The sequence below is a fragment of the Photobacterium ganghwense genome, assembly GCF_003025595.1.
GTDB lineage: Bacteria > Pseudomonadota > Gammaproteobacteria > Enterobacterales > Vibrionaceae > Photobacterium > Photobacterium ganghwense.
Genome location: NZ_PYMI01000004.1, coordinates 648,523 through 671,736 on the forward strand (window position 1 = coordinate 648,523; position 23,214 = coordinate 671,736).

Below are 23,214 nucleotides of genomic sequence, written 5' to 3' on the forward strand. Positions count from 1 at the left end.
TTATTATAATTAGAATTAATGATAATTTCTAATTCTAGGCTACCGGGCATATATTTATCCCATCGAAAAGAGTGTCTTTTCTTAAACAGATTCTAATGAGGTGTTTATGTCTGCTCCAGCTACTATGCCATACCCAAGAACCTTCTCTCATATTGGTATCTCTGTCCCGGATCTTGAGGCGGCAGTTAAATTTTATACGGAAGTGCTGGGTTGGTACTTGATCATGGAACCAACTGAAATTGTTGAAGATGATTCCGCCATTGGTGAAATGTGTACCGATGTTTTTGGTGCCGGATGGGAAAAATTCCGCATTGCGCATTTATCGACGGGTGACCGTATTGGGGTTGAACTGTTTGAGTTCAAAAACCAGGAGAACCCGGAAGATAACTTCGAGTACTGGAAAACCGGTATCTTCCATTTCTGTGTGCAGGATCCGAACGTAGAGGAATTAGCGGAAAAAATCGTCGCGGCAGGTGGCAAGAAACGCATGAAAGCCCCACGTTACTACTACCCGGGCGAAAAGCCATATCGCATGATCTATATGGAAGACCCGTTTGGTAACATCCTTGAGATCTATAGCCACAGCTATGAACTGCATTACGCGAGCGGTGCGTATAGCGGCTAAGAAACCGCAAAAACGGTTCTGACAGTCACGGAAGTGTTTGCCCCTGAATTCGTTCTCCCAACTTAGAAGGCGAACACTTCCGATGCTGCTACTTGCTCGTTTGGCTCAGTGCAAAACGGCCTTAGGGCGATTTTTCGCACTTAGCCCCCAGCCACACAACATAATCAGTCCCCCTATCCCCAGATAGATCAATCTCGCAGATACGACAGGCTGAATGAATGCGACACCCGCAACTATGACGCCAAGCGACAGTCCTATCCGACCAAGGTATTGCCCTTGCCGATGATCAACCATCGCCTGCTCAGACTTCGTCATAGGTCGGTTAATGCGTGCCATTAGCGTGTCTGGCAATACAGATGCCTCAGCATGGTCTGGCTCACGGTAAAACAGCCGGGTACTGATAAAGAAGCCGCCGGTAATCAGCAGGTGAACCAATAATGTGCTGACAATCGTCAGATCTTTTTGCTCACGTATCGTAAACGGTGTATCACCAAATAAAGGCTGTAAGTGGTTCACGTCAAATACCAACATCATAAAGGCCGAAACCAGCATACCAACCAGAATAGTTGCCCAACCTGACCAGCCAGGTGTTCTGAGACAGACAAGGGCCAACAGCGAAGGAATCGACAGCGGCATCTGCACAAATGCACTGAACATCATCATGATGTCAAACAGGCTGTAAGCTTTGACATTGGCCAGCAACATCGCGGTTGCACAGGCAACCACCCCGCTCATCAGGGTCGACCATTTCCCGACGGCCAATTGCTGGGCATCTTGCGCCGCCGGACGTATCACAGAAAGGTAAACGTTTTTAACGATAATACCGGCATTGCGGTTTAAGGCCGCTGTCATTGGAGCAATGGTTGCAGCAATCATGGCTACCAGCACCATACCCAGCAGCCCCTGCGGCATGTATTTATCGATATAATACAGGTACGCGGCATTGTTAGCCTGCGCCCCCAGACTCGGGTAATTAGCCTGCAAATCCACCGCCTGCGCCGACACAAACCACGCCGGAGCAAACCACAGCAGAGGCGCGATCAGAAACAGCATGCCCGCCAAACGGGCAGCTTTTTCTGCTTCCCGCTCATTGACGGTCACCAGAAAGCGATAGCTGCTCAAGGCATTATTGGTGCTCATGGTTTGTTGAACTAACATGGCGCAAGCCCAGAAGGCGAACACCTGCCAGTACGTTATCCCCTCTCCCATCACAGCATTTCGGGTCATATGATCACCCAGCGCTGCAAAGCCACCGTGGGCATCGATCAATTTGTCCGTCGCGGTCATCCCGACTACAACGGTAATCGCCACCAACAGGATCAGTTGGACGACATTGGTGGCTGACACAGTCCATGCGCCGCCACTGAGGGCTATCACCGTGACCACAGTACTGATACCGATAATGGTGACAGACAAGTCGAACTGAAAAGTGGCAGATACAAATGCGCCCAGCCCGTTCAGCCAGATGGCACAGGCAATCAGGGTGATCGGAAAGCTCAGCCAGGTATAAACCTGCTCTGATACTTTGCCGAACCGCAGCTTGATCACCTCCATCGCAGTCTCGACCCGCAAACGGCGATAGCGACCGGCAAAAAATGCCGCCGAAACAAAAAATCCCAGGGCATTTCCCCAGAAAACAAACATGACACTCAGGCCGTCTTCGTAGGCTTTTGCGGCAGCTCCGGTAAACGTCCAGGCCGAGAACTGAGTCATGAAAGCGGTTGCACCTGCCATCCACCACACCATGCTTCCCCCGCCCTGAATGAAGCTACTGCTACTGGTTGCAAACTTTTTAAAGGCCATCGCGGCGATCAGAATGAATACGAAATAGCCAAACACGACACCCCAGTCTAACTGCGTCACACTCTTCTCCTAAAAAAATTAAAACACCATTTCAATGATCACATTTCCACGAAGTGACCCTTTTCCTCGGCGTCGCTTTCATTAAATTAAAACACCATTAACCACAAAACAAAATGGTGTTTTAAAAATGAAGTTCAGAATCATTCCTCTTGCTGTCCTTTTTGCCCTGGGTACATCTTCTGCGTTTGCCGCCCAACTGAATTTGCGCCATGAATACGCACCGGATCGCGATGGTGACGAGCACCGCGATCGTATTGCGATTTCACATCGGTTCGAAAACCAGATCGGTTTCAGCGTTGAAGCCAAGTGGGGCTCCAAGGAAGGGGGATCATTTCTGGAAAACGATGATGTCGTTTCCAAAGGGCACGAAGTGGGTGTGAGTTACAACTACAAAGTGAACGACAAGTTCAGCCTTCAGCCAGCGTTTCAGATTGATTCCAACTCATCGTCTTCCACTTATAAATTCAATCTGCGCGGCGGCTATCAGGTAACCAAAGAGTGGGATGTCGCAGCGCGTTACCGTTACGGTTACAAAAATACCGACAACTCCCACTACAACCAGGTAAACCTTTACACCAACTACAAATTCGACTGGGGTAAGTTAGGGGTAGATCTTGAATACAAAGACCTGCAAGGCGATACCGGCGGATGGAAAGACAAAGGCACCGATCACCTGTTCAGCTTCGTGGGTGAATACACCAAGCTGCAAAGCGGCTGGGTCCCTTTTGGTGAGATAGCCTTCATTACTTACGACAAAGACAAAGACGGCTACAAGGATGATTACATTCCTCGTTACCGTGTCGGCCTGAAATACAACTTCTAAGCAGGGGCAACTTATGAAACCATCAACTTTAGCCCTGTGTCTGGCGGCCGCCTTATCTTCTCAGGCTTACGCACAGGTTCCAGACGCAAACCAGCTGGTGTGGAAAGCAACCACATTTGGCCAGTCGACGGATCTGAACTTCGGTTCGACAATTCTGCCGGATAAAGTCGGCGTCAATCAGGTCACGATCAACGGACAGGCCGTACAGCCTGGCCCGGTTGCAGACAGTGTGACCATTGAAAGCCGGGGCGGTAAACTGGCGAACTCCCACGAAGGACTGACGTTCTATTACACGGAACTGCCGACCGACGTGAACTTTACGTTGTCTGCCGATATTACTCTCGAGCAGCTTGGCCCGGAAACCGGCGCGACACCCAATCGCCAGGAAGGTGCCGGCATAATGGTTCGCGACATTCTCGGGGCTGAACGTCAGGTTCCACAACCGGAAGGCCATGAAGAATTCCCGTCAGCATCCAATATGGTCATGAACCTGCTGCGTTCCCATACCCGTGATAATGATGGCATGGTAAACATCAATGGATCATACCGGGAAGGCGTCTATCAGCCGTGGGGCACTGCTGGTAATCGCCTCAGCCGGGTGGACTATCTGGAAGGAGTGCCGTACGGGGCAGAACACACTTACCGAATGAGCCTGACACGCACCGACAATGGGTTTACCGTCAGCTATGGCCAAGGCGAGGAGGCACAGTCCTATGAAGTCAAAGGGGCCAACGCCAATATTGTTGAGATGCAAAACCCGGGCAGCCAGTTCATCGGCTTTTTTGCCTCCCGCAACGCTAAAGTCACGGTGAGCAATGTTGATCTGGCGCTATCACCAGCCAACACCATTGATGCGCCAAAGTTTGCGGCCAAAGCCACACCACTGGTTTTTGAACTGGCCTCTTCCGCGCAGTCAGCCACAAGCTTGTACCCGGTGCAGGCGCGAGCCAATTACACCGGGGTTTTCACCGTCCAACACAACGGCAAAACCGTTGCCGAACAGCAGGTCGCAGCGGGTGAACTATTCAGCCAGCCAGTGACTCTTGCTGATGGCGATAATACGTTTGCCGTTCAGTTTACTGCGCTGGAAGGTCCAAACCGCACGCCTAAAACAGAGCGTTTCAGCGTTACTCACGTTGCACTGGACAATCCGATGACGCTCTATGTCAGTCCGAAAGGTCAGCCGACCGGAAATGGCTCTGAATCGCAGCCGCTGGATTTAGCCACCGCGATCACGGTACTTCCGGCAGGCGGCACTATTGTACTGGCCGATGGCGATTACCCGGCCATTACCCTGCCGCTATCAGCCAGTGGCACGGCAGAGCAGCCAAAACATCTGGTTGCAGGTGGCGATAATGCCCGCTTCACGGGAGAAGTGCTGCACCAGGCCCACTACTGGCAGTTGAAAGGGATAGAGGTTGCCGGAGCCAGCCTGATTGTACACGGCAGCCATAACCGCTTTGATCATATCGTCACGCACAGTGCACCGGACACTGGTTTCCAGATCACCTCACCGGAGAATATCGGCCGCGCGCTCTGGGCCAGCTATAACACAGTGACTGACAGCGAAAGCTATAACAACATGGATGCCTCACAGATCAACGCCGACGGCTTTGCCGCCAAAATGCGAATCGGTGATGGCAACACCTTTGTAAGATGTCTGTCGCATCACAACGTGGATGATGGCTGGGATCTGTTTAATAAGGTCGAAGACGGCCCGAACGGCGTAGTCACGATTCTGGATTCCATTGCCTTTAACAACGGACAAACACTGAGCGTGAAAGCCAAAGGCGGCACCCGGGGGAACGGCTTTAAGCTCGGTGGCGAAGGAATGCCTGTTGCGCATGTCATTCGTAACAGCCTGGCCTTCAACAACAGTATGGATGGTTTTACCGATAACTTTAACCCCGGCTCGCTTGAGGTCAGCAACAATACCGCCATTGATAATAAGCGGTTTAATTACCTGTTCCGCAAGAGTCCCTATGCCAGTGACATCCCGCAGGGGACATTTACTGAAAACAGCTCTTACCGCTTCCATGTGCCCAGCCAATATGATGATGTCATTCACAGCTACCTGGCAAAAGACAACGTCTTCATTGTTGACGGCCACTCCGCATCCGAAGAGCACTCATTACCGGCAGCACGGCTGAAAGCCCTGAAGCAGGCGTCGGCTGTTGATGATGATTCAGCGATACCGGGTAAAAAAGAAGCACTGGCCCTGAAAGCCCTGCTGCAATAACTAACCGGTTCTGCAAACCATTAATGATCTCTGCCTGTCTTACGGCGACATCGTAAGGCAGGCATTTTTCTATCGCAGGCTTTGCCTTACGGCAGTTTGCTGATACGACTTTCGTTTTGATGAGGAGTTGTTGCTTTTGCTGTTCCTGTTGCTTTAACAGGCTTCCTAGCATCACCGCCTTGATCGCAGCTTTTCTGCTGTCTCAGATTCTCGGTCTTACACTCTGCTTTTATATGCGGATTTTTCCCAGCCTCGCTTTTAGGCGTTATACCTCCCCAATCTGATCTCATCCTGCGAACTCATCTTACAGGTTCATTCTGCTCATCTTACTACCGACACAAGTATGCATGAACATGCACCTAACCCCTAACCTATGCAAAAACATCCACCTCCTGTTTGTTTAACAAATTGGCCACTTCATGCCAATAACTCAGGTTATTGTTCAAAACAACGATACTGATCAATATTTATAGTGCAAAAAGTAGCCAGAATTAAGTTTTCTCTTAATGAAGCAGGCAAGCGAGCCGGATATGACGATGAATAAAATCAGCAAGTGACAACGATCACACTATTACACCAAAAAGACAAAATGAACCGTTGTTTCGATTTTTATCACAGAACAACGGAGTTTTTGAACCTATACTGCACGTAAATTAAAACGGCGTTTCGAGGTTCTAAGATGCAATATGATTATCTAGTCATAGCCGGCTATTTTGCCCTGATGGTGGCGATTAGTTTGCTATTCAAAAAGATGGCCAGTAACAGTACCAGTGATTACTTCCGGGGCGGAGGCAAGATGCTGTGGTGGATGGTAGGCGCAACCGCTTTCATGACCCAGTTTTCAGCCTGGACCTTCACCGGTGCGGCCGGTAAAGCCTTTAATGATGGCTTTGCTGTCCTGGCGGTATTTATCGGCAACATGGTGGCGTATGCGTTAGCTTACTTCTACTTTGCGCGTCGCTTCCGTCAAATGCGAGTAGATACCCCAACCGAAGGCGTCAAACGTCGTTTTGGTGGCGTAAACGAACAGTTCTTCACTTGGGTGATCATTCCTCTGAGCGTGATCAATGCCGGTGTGTGGCTGAACGGTCTGGGTGTATTTGCCTCTGCGGTATTTGATGCCGACATCGTAACGACCATTTGGATCACGGGTCTGGCTGTACTGGCTATCTCTCTGCTGAGTGGGGCATGGGGCGTGGTTGCTTCTGACTTCATCCAGACTCTGGTGGTCGCGGTTATTTCTGTCGCCTGTGCCGCCGTAGCACTGTACTTTGTGGGTGGCCCGAGCGAAATCATCGAGAACTTCCCTGGCGGCTTCATCATGGGTCCGGATATGAACTATCCGCTGCTGCTGGTTTGTACCTTTATCTTCTTTGTAGTGAAACAGCTGCAAAGTATCAACAACATGCAGGAATCTTACCGCTTCCTGAATGCAAAAGATTCAAAGAATGCAAGCAAGGCCGCGTTGCTGGCACTGGGTATGATGATTGTTGGTGCCGTGATTTGGTTCATTCCACCTTGGGCTTCCGCCATTCTTTACCCTGATGCAGCAACGCAGTATTCAGCACTGGGTGCGAAAGCGGGTGATGCGGTTTACCTGGTGTTCGCTCGCGAAACCATGCCTCTAGGGACTGTGGGTCTGCTGATGGCCGGTCTGTTCGCCGCTACCATGTCTTCAATGGACTCTGCGCTGAACCGTAACTCAGGCATCTTTGTTCGCAGCTTCTACGCACCAATTATGCGCAAAGGCCAAGCAACCGATAAAGAGCAGCTACGTGTGGGCCAGATCGCGTGTCTGGTTAACGGTCTGCTGGTTATCTTCATGGCACAGTTCTTCAACTCACTGAAACACCTGAGCCTGTTTGACCTGATGATGCAAGTAGCCACTCTGCTGCAGTCACCGATTCTGGTACCACTCTTCTTGGGTGTATTGATTCGCAAGACACCAAAATGGGCACCATGGGCAACGGTTGTCTTCGGTATGCTGGTCTCTTGGTCTGTGGTTGAATTCTTCACCCCAGCGAACGTGGCAAGCTGGTTTGGTATCGATGAACTGACTCGTCGTGAAGCGGGTGAATTACGCACTATCATTACGATTGCTGCGCACCTGTTCCTGACAGCGGGTTTCTTCTGTCTGACCACACTGTTCTATAAAGAAGAGAAAGACACCAACAAAGCTCAAGCAGATGAATTCTTCAAAGATCTAGACACTGAATGTGTTGCAGAAGAAGGCCAGGACATCGTTGACCGTATGCAACGCAACAAGCTTGGTGTGCTGGTGATGTATATGGCGGCTGGTTTGTCTCTGATGGTGCTGATTCCTAACCCACTGTGGGGTCGCCTGCTCTTCCTGGCCTGTGCTGCGGTTATCTTCGGTGTCGGTTACGCCCTGAAGAAAAGTGCCCGGCTAAACGAAGACGCTACTTCACCGGCAACCATCACCACAACCGTTCAATAATTCAGACATACGCAACATCAGGCTGCTGACTTCTGTCAGCAGCCGTTCACAGGAGATTTTACTATGGCCAAAGGTGACATCATTTCACTGGCGTTCGAATCATTCATTGACGACGACACTCAAGTGAAGGTAACCCGCCTGACCCCTACCGACATCACTTGCCACCGCAATTACTTCTACCAGAAGTGCTTCACCAAGGACGGTAAAAAGCTCTTGTTTGCCGGCGATTTTGACGGCAACCGCAACTACTACCTGCTGGACTTAGAGGCCCAACAAGCGACTCAGCTGACCGAAGGGAAAGGCGACAACACATTCGGCGGCTTTATTTCGGATGATGACCAAACGTTCTTCTACGTCAAAAATGAGCTGAACCTGATGAAGGTCGACCTGACGACGCTGGAAGAAACCATTATTTACACCGTGGATGATGAGTGGAAAGGCTACGGCACCTGGGTAGCTAATTCAGAGTGTACTAAGCTGGTCGGGATCGAAATCCTGAAAAGCTGCTGGAAACCACTGACCGACTGGCAGAAATTTCACGATTTCTACCACACCAATCCAACCTGCCGTCTGATCAAGGTCGACATTGAAACCGGCGAGCTGGAGGTAGTACACCAGGATGATGCCTGGCTGGGTCACCCTATCTACCGCCCGTTTGATGATTCCACAGTTGGTTTCTGCCACGAAGGGCCGCACGATCTGGTGGATGCACGGATGTGGCTGGTCAACGAAGACGGCAGTAACGTACGCAAAATCAAAGAGCACGAAGAGGGCGAATCATGCACGCATGAGTTCTGGATTCCGGACGGCAGCGCCATGGCCTACGTATCTTATTTCAAAGGCCAGACCGAACGTGTGATTTACAAGGCCAACCCGGATACGCTGGAAAACGAAGAAGTGATGGTGATGCCACCTTGTTCTCACCTGATGAGCAACTTTGACGGCTCACTGATGGTCGGTGACGGCTGCGATGCGCCGGTTGATGTGGCCGACGGTGACAGTTACGACATCGAAAATGATCCGTTCCTGTACATCCTGAACACCAAGAAAAAGACCTTTGCTAAACTGGCAAAACATAACTCTTCTTGGGAAGTACTGGATGGCGACCGTCAAATCACGCATCCACACCCATCATTTACCCCGGATGACAACGGCGTACTGTTCACCAGTGATTTTGAAGGTGTCCCGGCGGTGTATATTGCCGAGGTTCCTGAGGAGTTTAAACACTAAGACCGCACTTCCCCTTTACGCCTCTCCCTCTGGAGGCGTGGCGGTCAGCCTGTTTTCTGTTCCCGAAAAACAAAGCCTTTGCACTGCAAAGGCTTTTTTCATTTTCAGTGCCGCCACCTTGGCTCGCGCCGAATCAGGCCCAATCGCGATGAAAAGTCATCAACCGTGCTTCAGCGACCTCAGCCCCTGAATGCAGGCAGCCATCCGAACATCGACAAGAAATGGAACAGTGCAGTGATAATGCCAAAGCCCATCACCAAAGCAATCATACCCTGTCCACCCGGCGCCCGGAATCCCGATGGCACGGCAACGCCAGTGACTGGCATTTCCCCCACGGCCACCCCGCAAGCTTCCGCTTCACGGCATTTTTTCACCAGTAAAGCCGGAACAATGCAGGTCCAGACCGTTGCCGCCGCCCCGGCATACCCTATCGCAACGACAAAACCGAACGGAAACAACAGAGACATCACCAGCGGTGGCAGAAATGTCACGCCCCAGGTTTTTACGCGACCCATTCGGGTGTCTTCAAAATTGAAAAAGTCGGCCAGAAAATCAAAGACCCCCAACCCTACGCCAATAAACGAAGACAGAATTGCAGCCATAGAGAAGGTATTTATGGCACGGGAAACATTGTCCGATTCAATCACAGATCCCAACGCCGACAGCAGTACATCTACGTTGCCTCCCTGCTCGATCACCGGACCAAATTCACTGCGTGGCAAGTTGCCAAAAATGCTGAACAACCAAAGGAAATACAAGCCAAGCGCAATCAGAGTGCCACCCAGAATGGCATTTTTCGCTTTACGTTCATCACCGTAATAGGCACGCATGGAAGAGACTGAATGATGGTAGCCAAATGAGGTAAGTGCCACCGGTAACATGGCCATGGCATACGGGGCGTACTGGGTTTCCGCACCAACGGAATCAAACAGCACAGTCAGATCAACCTTCAGGGCCAGACCTGACACGCCAAACACAAAACTCAGTACCATAAACATAATCAACAGCACAGAAATTCGGTCAACGGCCCGGGTCGAGTGCCAAACGAAAGCGGAAAACACCAGCACAAACAAGATTGAGGCCAGTTGGCTGCTGATCCCAAGCATGTCTTTGAGAATCAAGCCCGATGACGTAATGTAGGCATACAACAAAATCCCGCCGACAAAATACACCATCAGGTTATTAAACAGATTAACTCTGTCTCCCAAAATATCTTTCGTAACCGTATTAAATGATACTTTCAGATCATAGCGTTGAAAGGCTTCCAGCAGCATCCAGCCAGAAATGGTCATGACCAACATGGTAAGGGTAATCGCGAACACGGACCACAAGGTCCAGGCACCGGCGCCAGCACTTGGCAGCCCCAGCATACCTGCGCCGACACAAACACTGGCGATAATGCAGGATCCCCCCAGTATAGACGGACTCTTATTCATCTTATTGTCACTCTTAAATTACACGTTATGGATAACCGACACTGGTCGGCATTTATTGTTATTAGATTAAAAACAGAGATAAAAAAGAGCGCGATCCCACCGGGATACGCGCTCTTGTATGGACCAGTTAAACTTCTTCAAGCTCTCTGGCTGGAACCTGCTGGCTGACACCCACCGGCTCGACTTCTTTCAGCCGCGCGGTAAAGTGACGCAGTACCGGCGGTTCATATGTAAATTCCAGCCCTTTCACATTCGCGGCATTGGCTTTGACCTTTTCAAACGCTTCAATGATGAAATCCATGTGCGTTTGCGTGTAAGTGGCACGAGGAATAGTCAAACGTAACAGTTCGGCCGGGCACGGTAACTGCTTGCCGGTCGCCGGATCACGCCCTTGCAGCATTGAACCGATTTCAACCGCACGAATCCCCGCAACTGTATACAGTTCACACGCCAGTGCATGAGCTGGGAACTGCTCAGCCGGAATATGCGGCAGCAACTTACCGGCATCCACAAATGCCGCATGGCCACCTGCCTGTTGGCATACGACACCAATGGCTTCCAGGCCATCCACCAGATACTGCACCTGACCAATACGATATTCCAGCCAGTCCTGACGCATCGCATCATGCAGCCCTACAGCTAAGCGCTCCATCGCTCCGCCTTCCAAACCGCCGTATGTCGGGAAGCCTTCTTGCACAACACAAAGGGTGCGGCATTCGTTGTACACATCCAGCATGGATTCATCTTTAAAACACAGCAGGCCGCCCATCGGTACCATGGCATCCTTCTTCGCCGACATCGCCAAACCGTCTGCATACTTGTAGCTTTCCAGGGTGATCGCTTCGATGCTCCAATCCTGATAGCCCGGCTCACGCTGCTGGATAAAATATGCATTCTCAGCAAAACGGGCAGAATCCATAATGACCGGAATATCGTATTTGCGAGCGATTTCGTACACGCCTTTCAGGTTGGCAATCGACACCGGTTGCCCCCCTGCAGAGTTACAGGTGATGGTGCTGACAATGTAAGGAACATTGTCTGCGCCTGCTTCCAGAATGGCCGCTTCCAGTTTCTCCAGATCAAAATTCCCTTTGAAATCTGCATTAACACCCGTATCAAAAGCTTCTTTGATGTAGACGTTTTTGGCAACACAGCAGTTAACCTGAGTATGCCCTTGGGTGGTATCGAAGAAGTAGTTCGACAGAGCAACCATTTTGGTGCGATCCAACCCTTTTTCTTTCTCACGTTTTTTTATCAGGACCGGGATATAAATCTGCTCAGCACCTCGTCCCTGGTGTGTAGGAATGGTCAGGTCATAACCGAAGATTTCCTTCACAGCATTAGCCAACGCATAATAGCTACGGCTACCACTGTAAGCCTCATCACCACGCAACATCGCCGCTTGCATATTTTGAGTGACGGAGCCAGTGCCACTGTCGGTCAACAGGTCAATAAATACATCTTCACTGTCCAGAAGGAACGGGTTCATACCGGCTTTTAATATAGCCTGATCACGATATTCACGTGTAGTACGCTTTACTGGTTCAACAACACGAATGCGAAATGGTTCAGGAAGATGTTTAAAGTTTTCCATGATGTTTTCCTATTTTAAATATACAGTGACCCTGTACTGAAAAATAAATAATCAGCACTGAGAAAATTTTCAATAAAATCTTAGGGTGATTACGAAAATAGATAGCGTAATACCCAATAGATGATTTGGTATGATTTCTGTTTATTTAATATCGGATGTAAAGTTTTCAAAAAAATACATACTGATGCATATATTCATATTAGAAATGAACATCAGGCGCATCAGCCTCAATGCTGAAGCCTATAAAAACAGACACAACAATGAGTTACACAAAAGCCAAAGGCACTTTGACTTTACAACAGATATAGAACAAACAATCGCGTACAGGCCGTACGCTAAAGAGGCTTATTTAGCAGGAAAGAAGAAGGCAATTTTATGATCGAGGGTAAACCAGTCACTCAGTATCATTAATGTATCCATAACAACACCTATTTGAAATAAATGATTTCAAATGAAAGAGAATCCAATTTTCTTATCAACCATTATGTACAAAATTATTAAAACGTCTTTACCAGTGTTATTAAATTGAGATATTGATAACAAAAAATCGGCAAAACGAATATTTATAAAATTTATCGCTGACAAAAACACTATCGGTTAGTTTCACGACTTTCCGATAATAAATAATGTTCACTATAAGCATGGAGTTATCACCACCCTGTGCCTATCACAGCGCGATCAACCGCTGGCTATTAACCACACCTCTTTAGGCACAAGCACAAGCAATAGGCAAAGAGCCACAGTTAAGAAGATAGAGATAAATAGATGTATAACAAGAGAGATACAAAAAGAGGAACCGCCAGGCTCATGGCTACCTGAACTGAAATACCTGCACCAACGTCGCCCAGCACTAAGCAACAGCAGGTTTGCGCAGATAATACCGATAGTAACCTAGCAGGTTACTGCTGATAAAGAGGACTTCCATCACCACAGCTGTCGGTGAGCCAACTAAATAGTTATGTAGTAACCAAAAGCTGGTGCCAACAATCATCAACTCTCGCAGGCGTTTATCATCTTGACTAAAAGCCGCCACGGTCTGAAACACCGAACCCAGGCAGCTAACCACGCTGGTGATTCCGGAAAAAGTGAAGCCAGTTGCAAGCACTGACGCCAGACAGAATAAATATTTTAGTCCGGAGGAGGTGGTGAAAATGCTGACCAAATAGCGAACCGTTGCAATCCCCATCAGGCAAGCGGCTGTCCATTGCTCAAGTAACACAAAATGGCTGGAAATCAAAACGCCGGCACAGAACAGGCACGCAACAATATGCTTTCTCTGCTTGAACTGAAATGACATCAGGTCAAAGACAATCGCAACCGCCACCAGAATCTGAGAAATAAGGAATAGCGACACACAGCCTCCTGCGACAGTTTCCCCGCGGGAAATGCCGCGTTACGTTGGATAGACACTCACAAAGGCGCTACCGTATCTCATAACTTACGGTAAATGAAACCACTGACAGCATTATTTTGCGTGTCACCGATCACGAAACGGCAAGTACCGCCTTTATGCCCTGTTATTCAGCACACGACATAGTGGTCGATCAGGCATTCGATCGTGTTTTTGACAAAGGCGTACATCTCTGGAGAACGAGACTGGCTTGGCCCTGCCACGTTCAGCACCTTCACGTCATGACGAAGCGTAAAGGAGTGGAGTACCTTAGCCGCAGTGGCGGCCGAGACCAACGACGTATCGATTAGCTTGTATGGCGTTTTGCTTTTTATACACAGATACAAGGTTAACTCACTGCCACCGAGGACATCCGAGTCGTAGAAAATCACCGTTGCATCAGAATGTTGAATATTGGCTTTGGTTCGTTGCCGATAGCCCCCATCCACTTCGATCAATGGATAGACCGTAGGATCCAAATTGATCTGTGGCTCACGCCCCTGGGGGCAAAAACCGCCAACCGGAAACTGTTTGCCGATGGCCGCATCCAAAGCTCCGATATCAGCCCCCGACTGGCCACCACTTATTATTTTCTTCATTCACTACCTCGCAATGCAATCCATCCCTTGCACGGCTACCCTATACGGTGCTTCAGCACAAACACTGATGCGGTTAGCCGTCCACACTCAATACAGAATCAGATGCAAACTCAGTTAGAGCATCAAAGCAGAACAACAGGAACCCGCATCGCCCATCCCTCATTTTTGAAAGTCTTGGTGTCACACCAACTTTCTCCAGTACCACATCCTCATTAAGAAGAGCGTTAAAGAGGATATGTCGGCCAGAATATGCAACCGAATTAGATAAATCTTATCCGAATAACACAACCAGACTGCCCGTCCGCAACAAAAAGCCATCCTTTTAAGAGCCAGATATTCTCTTTTTAACAAGTACAGATTACTGGACAAAACTGTAAATCAATTAGGTAGTTAAACAAAACCACGCTTTTATCACATCTAAATACCAGATACGCAACCGGCTCTTTGCCTCGCATTACCCACCTGATAGACAGCGATTAAACATGGTTTATTAGCATCACCGCAAAATGAATAAATATTGAATAACATCACAGATCTCGTGTTTAGAAAAACTAAATACAGAATCAAGAAAAACTAAAATAAAACAACCAAACCACTGATTTATATGAACTTATATATAAAATAACCACAAAAATAACAATGATAATTTAGTGAAAGTAAAAAAAGGCGATATTGATATACTTAAAAAAATGCATTTTCAAGCGATTTTATAACTCTTTGGTAACCATCAGCCATCGATCACAGATAGCTCACCATATGCTGCCTTTTTACTAACAAGTATGATACTTGTTTCCCCGTTGTTTTAATTCTGTTTAAAACCTTAACAACTCTGAAACCCTAGAAACTACAAATAAGAATAAACACTGAGATTGGTTGATTAACGACCAACGAGGAGACAAGAAGGTCATGTGGAACATACTTAAAATCGCAAGTGCATTTATCGGCATTATTGTCGGAGCTGGATTTGCTTCAGGGCAGGAAGTATTACAGTACTTTACCAGCTTCGGTCACTGGGGAACGGCAGCAGCAATCGTCGCGACAGCACTCTTTGCTTATCTTGGCATGATGCTGACAATGCTGGGATCCCGTACTCAAACAATGTCGCATAAGAAAGTGATTTATCAAATCAGCGGCCGCGTGGTGGGTATCATTGTCGACTACGTTATCATCTTCACTTTGTTTGGTGTGGGTGTGGTAATGATTGCAGGTGCCGGCTCACTTCTTAACCAACAATTTGGTTTACCCGCTTTTACCGGTAGCGTCGCACTGACCGTACTGGTCGCTTTGACGGCGATGATGAATGTCAACCGCGTCGTTGCGATTATTGGCAGTATCACCCCATTCCTGATTCTGGCACTGATTGTCATCTGTGTTTACAGCGTACTCACCATGGACAAATCCTTTGATGAGTTGGCACCAGTTGCAGAGAGTGTTCAGTCCACCCTGCCACACTGGTTTGTTTCAGCCATTAACTATGTTTCGTTCAACCTGGCCGTAGGTGCTGCAATGGCACTGGTCATGGGCGGTGCAGAAAAGAATGAAAAAATTGCTAAACTCGGTGGTCTGGTTGGTGGGGCCGGTGTAGGTGTACTGATTGTCCTGAGCCATCTGGCTCTATTCTCGAAAATTGATCTGATCGCTGACTACCCAATGCCACTACTGAAAATCATCGATATGATTTCCCCAGCACTGTCTACTTTCATGACATTCATCCTGTTTGGCATGATCTTCAATACCGCTGTCAGCATGTTCTACGCCTTCGCTGCCCGGTTTGTATCCATGAAAACCAAGAAGGCCAACCAGTTTATTTTTGCCACGCTGGCTGTCGGCTTTGTTGCCAGCTTCGCAGGCTTTACCCAGTTGGTTGCCATCTTCTACCCACTGATTGGTTACCTGGGGCTCTTCTTGGTCGGCGCCCTGATTTACGCACCATTTAAACTACGAAAAGACGAAGCCAAACTGCAGCGTCCGGCGTTTATTACTGACTAATCTCAGCGCACTTTCGCTGCAACAACTCACTTCCCCCTACAAAAACCGCTGCATATGCAGCGGTTTTACCTCATTCATCTTCGATTAATCTTTGCCCTAAGGTGCAATAATGCTTGGACGCCCACAAAATTAACTGCGAAAATGACATCGTCATTCCTTAGTAGACATTAACATCATGAAACTTTTAGTTCGCAACCTATCACGTTCCACCACAGAGCAAGAAATTCGTGTTTTATTTTCAGAACATGGGAAAGTTACTTCATGTAATCTGGTGCTAGACCAAGTTACAGGCAAGTCAAAAGGATTCGCTTTCCTTGAAATGCCCAACCAAGATGAAGCTAAAGCCGCTATTGCCAAACTAAACCTTACCAGTTTTGCCAAAAGCACAATTCGGGTAAAAGTAGCGAATTAATAAACAAAGCCGCTTGGTGCAGAAAATCAGCGCCAAAAGCAACACCTATGAAAACCATCAGACTAGAAACGTAGACTCTAGTCTGTTTTGCCCTGTACGCTTAACGAACAGCAAAAGTATCTCTTTTTTATTAAAAATCTCTATGTGATAAAAAAGAAAATATAACTAGCTATTTTAAAATCTACCTGTATAGTGTGCTTTGGCTCTTAGATAAAGAGTTGTTAATGTCACATTTAGTGCAAGTTTCTTCTCAGATAACTTTCGATACCCTTCGTATAGACCTGCGTCAACTTTCTCTTCATAGATCATTCAATAGCTTATGCTATCAGCCGCATACTAATTTAATTATAAAAACTCAGAGGTATCTATGTCTGATAAATTGACTGGTTCAGTAAAATGGTTCGATGAAACTAAAGGTTTTGGTTTCATTACTCAAGACAATGGCGGCAAAGACGTATTTGTACACTTTAAAGCAATTGTTTCTGAAGGTTTCCGCTCTCTGCAGGAAGGCCAGAAGGTAAGCTACCAGGTTGAGCAAGGCCAAAAAGGTCTGCAAGCCGTTCAAGTTGTTGCTCTGTAAGCAACCAACTAATTAAAAATGGTTTAGCTTATTGTTTAGGCTAAACCATTAACTAAAAAAGGAAAACATGTCCAGACGTACAGGTCGACAACGGCACTGGTACCAGCTAACACGTACCAATAAAACACTTTTTAATCAGGAAATAAATCATTAAAGTAAACTTTCATCTACTCGCCGACAACAAATCTTGGTCCGCTGAATTAAATCAGCTCAATAGTGATATACTTCAAAGACATATCCACCCATTCATTGCTATCAGCGCTTATCTTCTCAACTTTGAATACTGCGAACAAACGCAATCCGGTTCGATTCTGTCTGAGAAAGGCTTAAAAGTAGGAATTTTTACCGTTTCCTAATCACACTCAATCACCCCTGTTAATGTTGGAAAATCCAAATGGCTAAAAAAACCAAAGCAAATGATAAACCAGAAAAAGCGCCCGACAATTCACAATCACAACGTCAAACACGCAGGCGTATTGAAGATATCCTGGAGCAACGTAAATTTGATAAACAATTTGAATTTTAAAATTCAAATCTGTTAAATATCATCAGTTTTTTATTCAACAGACTGAAACCACCAAGAAAGTAAAACTTATTACGTTTCAATATATTAATAAAATATCACTGGTTTTATTTTCAATAATATGTCGCTTTTAAAAGTCCCTTATCTATCTGGTATCAATATTTTAAATTCAATTTGAAGACAGCAAGCATACGGCTTCTCTCTTTTAAGGTGTTTTTTGAAATCGGACTGACTAATGATAAATAGTCATAAAAAAAAACAGGGTTTTACTTTTGACGATGACAAGCACCGTCAAAAGTAAAACCCTGCCCAATTATTGAGGCTCAGTTCAGAGGTCAGCTACTGAGATTCTCTCAGCAGCGATCAAGTCCCCGTTATGCCTGAGGTGGGGTACCTTCACCGTTAGAAACCACGGCATCAATTTGTACCAACGCATCCATCGCAATTTCAGCGACACCAACAGTTGTTCTTGCTGGCAGTTCGCCCTCAAAGAACGTCGCGTAGATTTCATTTACCGCCTCAAGATCAGCGATATTCTTCAGCTGAATGTTAACTTTAACAATATCGTCCATAACGTGGTCAATACTTTCCACGATGGCTTTGATGTTGTTCAGGCACTGTTCTGCCTGCTCTTTAGCACCACCAGCAACAAATTCACCCGTTTTAGGATCAAGCGGTAATTGAGCAGCAATATGGTTGTAATGAGAGAACGCAACCGTCTGAGTATATAGTGCGCTTAGTGGCGCATTTTCAGTATTGTTTGCTTTGATAACGATACCATGTCGGTCTTCCACCTCTTGTGGTGGTGTGCCATCACCATGTGACACAACAACATCAATCTGGACCAGAGCATCCATTGGCAGTGCGGCAGCCGAGACGATGGTACGGGCAGGAACATAAGCCACTGTTCTCGCGATCGCCGAATCTGGGAAGAACGTTGTGTACACTTCGTTAACGGCATCGATATCAGCAAGGTTTTTCAGGAAAATAGTTGCTTTCACAATGTCGTCAAAAGGAACATCGATACTTTCTAAAATAGCCTTGATATTTCTCAGGCATTGAGCGGCTTGTTCTTTCACACCACCAGCAACAATCTCACCGGTTTTCGGATCGACAGGCAACTGAGCTGAGATATTGTTGTAATGAGAGAAAGCAACGGTATGTGTTGAAACTGCACTTTTGGGTGCATTGTCTGAGTTTCTAGCAAGTTTGATAAGGTCACATGGCTCTTGCGGAGCAGTCCCTTCACCGTTAGAAATAAGTGCATCCATTTGCACTAATGCATCGCCCATTGGCAAAGCGGCAACAGCGACAGTGGTACGGGTTGGAAAATAATTCTGGAAGAAGGTGGCGTACACTTCATCGACTGCATCAATATCTGAGATATTTTTCAGGAAGACATTGATCTTAACAACATCGTCCATCACATGATCGATGCTTTCCACGATAGCTTTAATATTTTCCAGGCACTGCTTCGCCTGCTCTTTTACGCTGCCGACAACGATGTTACCCGTTTTTGGATCAACCGGTAGCTGCGCAGAAATATTATTATAATGAGAAAAAGCAACTGTTTGTGTAAATACAGCGCTTTTTGGCGCATTGTCAGTATTTCTTGATAGTTTAATGATACCGCCAGTCATATCGAAATTTATCCTTATTATTGGTTCAGAGATTCGTATCTATCTTTATTAGATTTATCTGATTAAATGTTTAAAGCGAGGCAATAGTAAGTGAATTAATTTCAGGCAAATGTGATAGACATCAAAGTATTTTCTCGCGACAATGCTCACTTAATCAGGATAAATAATCACTTTACGACTAATTATCCGCAAAAACTGAAATAATCTGGCTATAAAAAACATTTTTTTTCGAATGATTCGTCAAAGGTGAATATTATCTCAGTAAGCCAATTACGCTATCAGCCCAATTTTGCCAAATTCTGATAATTTGTTCACACTACGACACTGAAAATTTATTGATCCCCTTTATCAATGTGTCTTTTCCTTCGTTTAAACTGCATAAAATCCCCGAACATTTTCCCTGATTTTTTAAAACAAAGAATGCAGTGATTTATAAATGAAATTATATGCTTATACCTTTAACCATACGTTATCTTTTAACACCAACCTTATAACTTTTCCGTTACACTATAGATGACTGTATTGCAGACTGTCCCCACGATTCCCAAAATATTAGCCATGACATATTCCGGTATGAATAACATTTAAAATCTGAAGAGATAGGAATGTTTACGATAATAAAAATAAATAGATTGGTTATTCTCAATAGAGAGATCGTCTAGGAATAACTGATAGCGGCAAGAATGAGCACGACATTACGGTTGAACATCGTGATGACTTTAAAACGGCAGATGCAAAAAAGCCGCTGTAAACAGCGGCTTTTTTAGAATGTGGCGGAGAGATAGGGATTTGAACCCTAGATACGCTATTAACGTATGCCGGTTTTCAAGACCGGTGCTTTCAACCACTCAGCCATCTCTCCGTAAGTGCGGCGTATACTAATCTCTCCTGGAATAGCTGTAAAGCCTTTATCTTTCCCATGCCGTCCAAGCGCCTGATTTTACATCAATCAGCCTCTTCCCTCATCACATTACATACGCATAGAACAGTCTATTTTTCAATGCGTTAAGATAATCTATGCGACGCTTTTTCATCACAATTTACTGCTGCTAACGAATTCTGTTTATTTCGGAATCAATCTCTTAGTTTCATATTCACCAGAGTGCATTTTAACTTTCTACTGGTATAACACCCCGCTTCAAATTATTTAAAAATCATAACGTTATAAACATGAAAAAGAATTTATTCAGACATTCAACATTGGCTGTGTTGATCGCTTCAGGATTATTGGCCCAGCCGGTTCTCGCCGCACCGACCTGCCAGATAAACAAAATCAATACGGCCGAACAACCGTTTGCAGTTATTGAGCGGGCAGACAACGAATGTCGTAACGACTGGTTTTCAGCCCCGCCAGATACTCTGAACAGCTTGTTCAGTGAAGCCACCATTCAGCAAGCGCAACAGCAACTTCATCGCCATGTCCAAGGCTACCGAGGCGAAGATGTTCAGGCACTGGCGATCGAAAACCTGGGGGAGTTCATTCGTGCCGCCTACTATGTGCGTTACCAGCATCAGCGCCAATATGGCGACTATTCTGAGGCTCTGGACCTGTCTCTGGCTCATACCATCAATACGTTTCTGCTTTCCCCGTACGCCGCTCTGACCGGTGAGCAACAAATCGGCGCGCTGAAAAGCATGACAACCATGGTGGATAATATCCGTCAGTTACCATTAACCATGGCCAATCAGTTACCTTTACTCGACCACTTTACCCGTCAAACTGCAGATAATCTGCAGTTTGTCGAGGCTCTGAACAACCTGTTCCGGGCAATGAGCGGGCACATTAGCATCACCACGTTTTACGATGATCTGGCCGCGCACCCGGAATACCTGGCTCAGTTGCATCAGTTTATCCTGACCAATGATTGGGCGCTGGAGACTCGTGCTGATTTTATTGTGACCAATGCCGCCCGTGAAATGGGACGCTTGCTGGTTACACCTCATGCTGATACCCGTCAGCAAGTCCTGACTATTCTGGAAGACTTACTACGCCGCTACCCACTGGGTGGAAAGAGCGACAAAATGTGGGTCGGCATCGCGGAAATGATTAACTACTTTGCCCCGGAAAAAGCCGCCGAGCTGGGTCTGACTAATGCTAAGCGCGATCTGGAAGCAAGCATGATGCCGCTGCGTTTTGCCTGCGACGGCCCGGCGATCGTTCGCGCTCAGGCGATGACGGAAGCGCAGGCAGCAGAGGTTTGCCATATCCTGGCAGATAAAGAAGCGGATTTTCATCAGGTGGCAGCGACAGGCAATCAGCCGGTGGCCGATGATTTGAACAACACGGTAGAGGTCGTGGTATTCGACAGCAATGCGGATTACGTCAGCTACTCCAATTTCCTGTTCGGTAACACCACCAACAATGGTGGTCAGTATCTGGAAGGTAACCCGGCAGAGGCCGACAATCAGGCCCGCTTTATTGCCTACCGCAACGAATACGCTGACGGTTACAGCATCCTTAACCTGGAGCATGAATATGTGCATTATCTGGATGGACGCTTTAACTTACACGGCGATTTCGGTGATGTCCTGCGCCACGGCCATACAGTCTGGTGGCTGGAAGGTTTTGCGGAGTACATGCACTACAAGCAAGGTTACAGCGATGCCATTGCTCTGGGCCGGTCCCTGAAATACAGCCTGACAGAAGTACTGGCTACCACTTACGATCATGATGTCAATCGTATCTATCGCTGGGGTTATCTGGCTGTCCGCTTTTTTATGGAAAACCACCCGGGTGAAGTTAACTCGCTCTTGGCTCTTTCCCGTCAGGGACAGTTCCGCCAATGGGCAGACACCGCAAAAGCGCTGGGTAAGCAATATAATGAAGAGTTCCGTCAATGGCTGCTCACGGTTGAAGATACAGGCTCGAACCCGGATCACCCCGGAGAACCAGAGCAGCCAGGTGGCAAGGACGTGTTAGCACTAGCGTTCAATACGCCAATCACCCTGGCAGGCGAACGATACAGCGAGCACCTGTTCTTTATTGACGTTCCACAGCACACCACCAGTATGAAACTGGCCATCTCCGGTGATGGCGATGCCGACCTGTTCGTCAGCTACAACCGTGTAGCCCACTATTATGATTACGATGAAACCGCCTTTGTTGATGGCAGTAATGAACTGCTATCTCTGACGGCAGAGGAAAATGGCTTTATCAAACCGGGTCGCTACTACGTGAGCGTCACTGGAAGGGAAGCATTCCATGCCGTTACCCTGACTGCGTCCGCAGAGATCAATGATCCGGCCGATCAAGGTAACCAGCAACTACCGCAGGGTGAAGACGATCTGACCCCAGTGGTATTGCAAGCCGATCAGCCGCAAACATTCAAGGTTCACACCCAGCGTTACCTGGCCGTTCCTGTTTCAGAGGCAGGCCAAACCGTCCGCGTCTGGGTGACACCAGTCAATGCCACCGAATCGTCTTCACTAAGTGATGTTAATCTATACGCCGCTCAGGCTCACTGGCCGACCACCGAGACCCATGATCGGGCATCGGCTTACTCCGGCAGTCAGGAGTATCTTGAGCTGACCGCAGACAAGGCTGGGTATATCCATCTGCTGATGACAAATCAGGGCCACACTGCCGAAGTCGAAGTATACGTCGCAGTGGAGTAAGTCTGTTGTTCACCTGGACTTGGCGCACAACCACAGTATTGAGCCAGATGCCTTCCTGCTCACAGGCATTGTTCACCCTCGCTGAAGGTAATTCGCGTCAAGCCACAAAAACAAAGGGCTGCCAGTCAGCCCTTTTATCCTCATCAGTGAGCAGGCAAAGCTCAAGAGCCAGTCATAACACTGCCGCGTAATCTGATG

Annotated in this window: 17 protein-coding genes and 1 tRNA gene; 10 read left to right on the plus strand and 8 right to left on the minus strand. The window is 47.3% G+C overall.

Features of this window, described 5'->3' with window-relative positions:
• Positions 1 to 106 precede the first annotated feature (106 nt).
• A complete protein-coding gene (locus tag C9I92_RS17250) occupies positions 107 to 625 on the plus strand; it encodes a lactoylglutathione lyase family protein (RefSeq protein WP_047886203.1) in 519 nt (172 codons plus the stop codon).
• Between the two features lie 105 nt (positions 626 to 730).
• Here C9I92_RS17250 and C9I92_RS17255 read toward each other — a convergent pair whose 3' ends face one another.
• Positions 731 to 2,488, minus strand: coding sequence for a sodium:solute symporter family transporter (locus C9I92_RS17255; protein WP_346242932.1), 1,758 nt, complete (start codon positions 2,486 to 2,488; stop codon positions 731 to 733).
• Between the two features lie 127 nt (positions 2,489 to 2,615).
• Between C9I92_RS17255 and C9I92_RS17260 the strand changes: the two genes are divergently transcribed.
• The 4 genes from C9I92_RS17260 (at position 2,616) to C9I92_RS17275 (ending at position 9,238) form a co-directional block, all read left to right on the plus strand.
• Positions 2,616 to 3,311, plus strand: a complete 696-nt coding sequence (locus C9I92_RS17260; RefSeq protein ID WP_047886204.1) for an oligogalacturonate-specific porin KdgM family protein — start codon at positions 2,616 to 2,618, stop codon at positions 3,309 to 3,311.
• A gap of 13 nt (positions 3,312 to 3,324) precedes the next feature.
• Positions 3,325 to 5,550, plus strand: a complete 2,226-nt coding sequence (locus C9I92_RS17265; protein WP_047886205.1) for a right-handed parallel beta-helix repeat-containing protein — start codon at positions 3,325 to 3,327, stop codon at positions 5,548 to 5,550.
• A 679-nt stretch (positions 5,551 to 6,229) separates the two neighbouring features.
• Positions 6,230 to 8,008, plus strand: a complete 1,779-nt coding sequence (locus tag C9I92_RS17270) for a sodium:solute symporter family protein (protein ID WP_047886206.1) — start codon at positions 6,230 to 6,232, stop codon at positions 8,006 to 8,008.
• A gap of 63 nt (positions 8,009 to 8,071) precedes the next feature.
• Positions 8,072 to 9,238, plus strand: a complete 1,167-nt coding sequence (locus tag C9I92_RS17275) for an oligogalacturonate lyase family protein (protein ID WP_047886207.1) — start codon at positions 8,072 to 8,074, stop codon at positions 9,236 to 9,238.
• Between the two features lie 179 nt (positions 9,239 to 9,417).
• Here the strand turns inward: C9I92_RS17275 and C9I92_RS17280 are convergent, their stop codons facing one another.
• The 5 genes from C9I92_RS17280 to C9I92_RS17305 all read right to left on the minus strand — a co-directional run bounded on the left by C9I92_RS17280 (position 9,418) and on the right by C9I92_RS17305 (position 14,257).
• On the minus strand, positions 9,418 to 10,674 hold the full coding sequence (locus tag C9I92_RS17280; RefSeq protein ID WP_047886208.1) for an aromatic amino acid transporter: 1,257 nt from the start codon (positions 10,672 to 10,674) through the stop codon (positions 9,418 to 9,420).
• Positions 10,675 to 10,801: 127 nt separating this feature from the next.
• On the minus strand, positions 10,802 to 12,268 hold the full coding sequence (gene tnaA / locus C9I92_RS17285) for a tryptophanase (protein WP_047886209.1): 1,467 nt from the start codon (positions 12,266 to 12,268) through the stop codon (positions 10,802 to 10,804).
• Between the two features lie 345 nt (positions 12,269 to 12,613).
• On the minus strand, positions 12,614 to 12,688 hold the full coding sequence (gene tnaC, locus C9I92_RS25910; RefSeq protein WP_084712641.1) for a tryptophanase leader peptide: 75 nt from the start codon (positions 12,686 to 12,688) through the stop codon (positions 12,614 to 12,616).
• Positions 12,689 to 13,118: 430 nt separating this feature from the next.
• A complete protein-coding gene (locus tag C9I92_RS17300; protein WP_047886211.1) occupies positions 13,119 to 13,622 on the minus strand; it encodes a YgjV family protein in 504 nt (167 codons plus the stop codon).
• A 167-nt stretch (positions 13,623 to 13,789) separates the two neighbouring features.
• Positions 13,790 to 14,257 carry a YpsA SLOG family protein gene (locus C9I92_RS17305; protein WP_047886212.1) on the minus strand — a complete coding sequence of 156 codons (468 nt, stop codon included), beginning with the start codon at positions 14,255 to 14,257 and terminating at the stop codon, positions 13,790 to 13,792.
• A gap of 906 nt (positions 14,258 to 15,163) precedes the next feature.
• Between C9I92_RS17305 and C9I92_RS17310 the strand changes: the two genes are divergently transcribed.
• The 4 genes from C9I92_RS17310 (at position 15,164) to C9I92_RS17330 (ending at position 17,764) form a co-directional block, all read left to right on the plus strand.
• Positions 15,164 to 16,246, plus strand: coding sequence for a YkvI family membrane protein (locus tag C9I92_RS17310; protein ID WP_047886213.1), 1,083 nt, complete (start codon positions 15,164 to 15,166; stop codon positions 16,244 to 16,246).
• 175 nt (positions 16,247 to 16,421) lie between these two features.
• Positions 16,422 to 16,658 carry an RNA recognition motif domain-containing protein gene (locus C9I92_RS17315; RefSeq protein ID WP_047886214.1) on the plus strand — a complete coding sequence of 79 codons (237 nt, stop codon included), beginning with the start codon at positions 16,422 to 16,424 and terminating at the stop codon, positions 16,656 to 16,658.
• Positions 16,659 to 17,025: 367 nt separating this feature from the next.
• Positions 17,026 to 17,238, plus strand: a complete 213-nt coding sequence (gene cspE, locus C9I92_RS17320) for a transcription antiterminator/RNA stability regulator CspE (RefSeq protein ID WP_047886215.1) — start codon at positions 17,026 to 17,028, stop codon at positions 17,236 to 17,238.
• Positions 17,239 to 17,632: 394 nt separating this feature from the next.
• Positions 17,633 to 17,764, plus strand: a complete 132-nt coding sequence (locus tag C9I92_RS17330; RefSeq protein WP_107193891.1) for a PA3496 family putative envelope integrity protein — start codon at positions 17,633 to 17,635, stop codon at positions 17,762 to 17,764.
• A gap of 371 nt (positions 17,765 to 18,135) precedes the next feature.
• Here C9I92_RS17330 and C9I92_RS17335 read toward each other — a convergent pair whose 3' ends face one another.
• On the minus strand, positions 18,136 to 19,401 hold the full coding sequence (locus C9I92_RS17335; protein ID WP_047886216.1) for a RidA family protein: 1,266 nt from the start codon (positions 19,399 to 19,401) through the stop codon (positions 18,136 to 18,138).
• A gap of 771 nt (positions 19,402 to 20,172) precedes the next feature.
• Positions 20,173 to 20,263 (minus strand) — tRNA-Ser (locus C9I92_RS17340).
• Between the two features lie 308 nt (positions 20,264 to 20,571).
• Here C9I92_RS17340 and C9I92_RS17345 point away from each other — a divergent pair.
• Positions 20,572 to 23,016 (plus strand): M9 family metallopeptidase, encoded by a 2,445-nt coding sequence (locus C9I92_RS17345; protein WP_047886217.1) that lies wholly within the window; start codon positions 20,572 to 20,574, stop codon positions 23,014 to 23,016.
• Positions 23,017 to 23,214 lie beyond the last annotated feature (198 nt).

Coding starts and splice junctions, on each gene's coding strand:
- C9I92_RS17250 (WP_047886203.1), top strand. CDS start 107: ATGTCTGCTCCAGCTACTATGCCATACCCAAGAACCTTCTCTCATATT.
- C9I92_RS17260 (WP_047886204.1), top strand. CDS start 2,616: ATGAAGTTCAGAATCATTCCTCTTGCTGTCCTTTTTGCCCTGGGTACA.
- C9I92_RS17265 (WP_047886205.1), top strand. CDS start 3,325: ATGAAACCATCAACTTTAGCCCTGTGTCTGGCGGCCGCCTTATCTTCT.
- C9I92_RS17270 (WP_047886206.1), top strand. CDS start 6,230: ATGCAATATGATTATCTAGTCATAGCCGGCTATTTTGCCCTGATGGTG.
- C9I92_RS17275 (WP_047886207.1), top strand. CDS start 8,072: ATGGCCAAAGGTGACATCATTTCACTGGCGTTCGAATCATTCATTGAC.
- C9I92_RS17280 (WP_047886208.1), bottom strand. CDS start 10,674: ATGAATAAGAGTCCGTCTATACTGGGGGGATCCTGCATTATCGCCAGT.
- tnaA (WP_047886209.1), bottom strand. CDS start 12,268: ATGGAAAACTTTAAACATCTTCCTGAACCATTTCGCATTCGTGTTGTT.
- C9I92_RS17305 (WP_047886212.1), bottom strand. CDS start 14,257: ATGAAGAAAATAATAAGTGGTGGCCAGTCGGGGGCTGATATCGGAGCT.
- C9I92_RS17310 (WP_047886213.1), top strand. CDS start 15,164: ATGTGGAACATACTTAAAATCGCAAGTGCATTTATCGGCATTATTGTC.
- C9I92_RS17315 (WP_047886214.1), top strand. CDS start 16,422: ATGAAACTTTTAGTTCGCAACCTATCACGTTCCACCACAGAGCAAGAA.
- cspE (WP_047886215.1), top strand. CDS start 17,026: ATGTCTGATAAATTGACTGGTTCAGTAAAATGGTTCGATGAAACTAAA.
- C9I92_RS17330 (WP_107193891.1), top strand. CDS start 17,633: ATGGCTAAAAAAACCAAAGCAAATGATAAACCAGAAAAAGCGCCCGAC.
- C9I92_RS17335 (WP_047886216.1), bottom strand. CDS start 19,401: ATGACTGGCGGTATCATTAAACTATCAAGAAATACTGACAATGCGCCA.
- C9I92_RS17345 (WP_047886217.1), top strand. CDS start 20,572: ATGAAAAAGAATTTATTCAGACATTCAACATTGGCTGTGTTGATCGCT.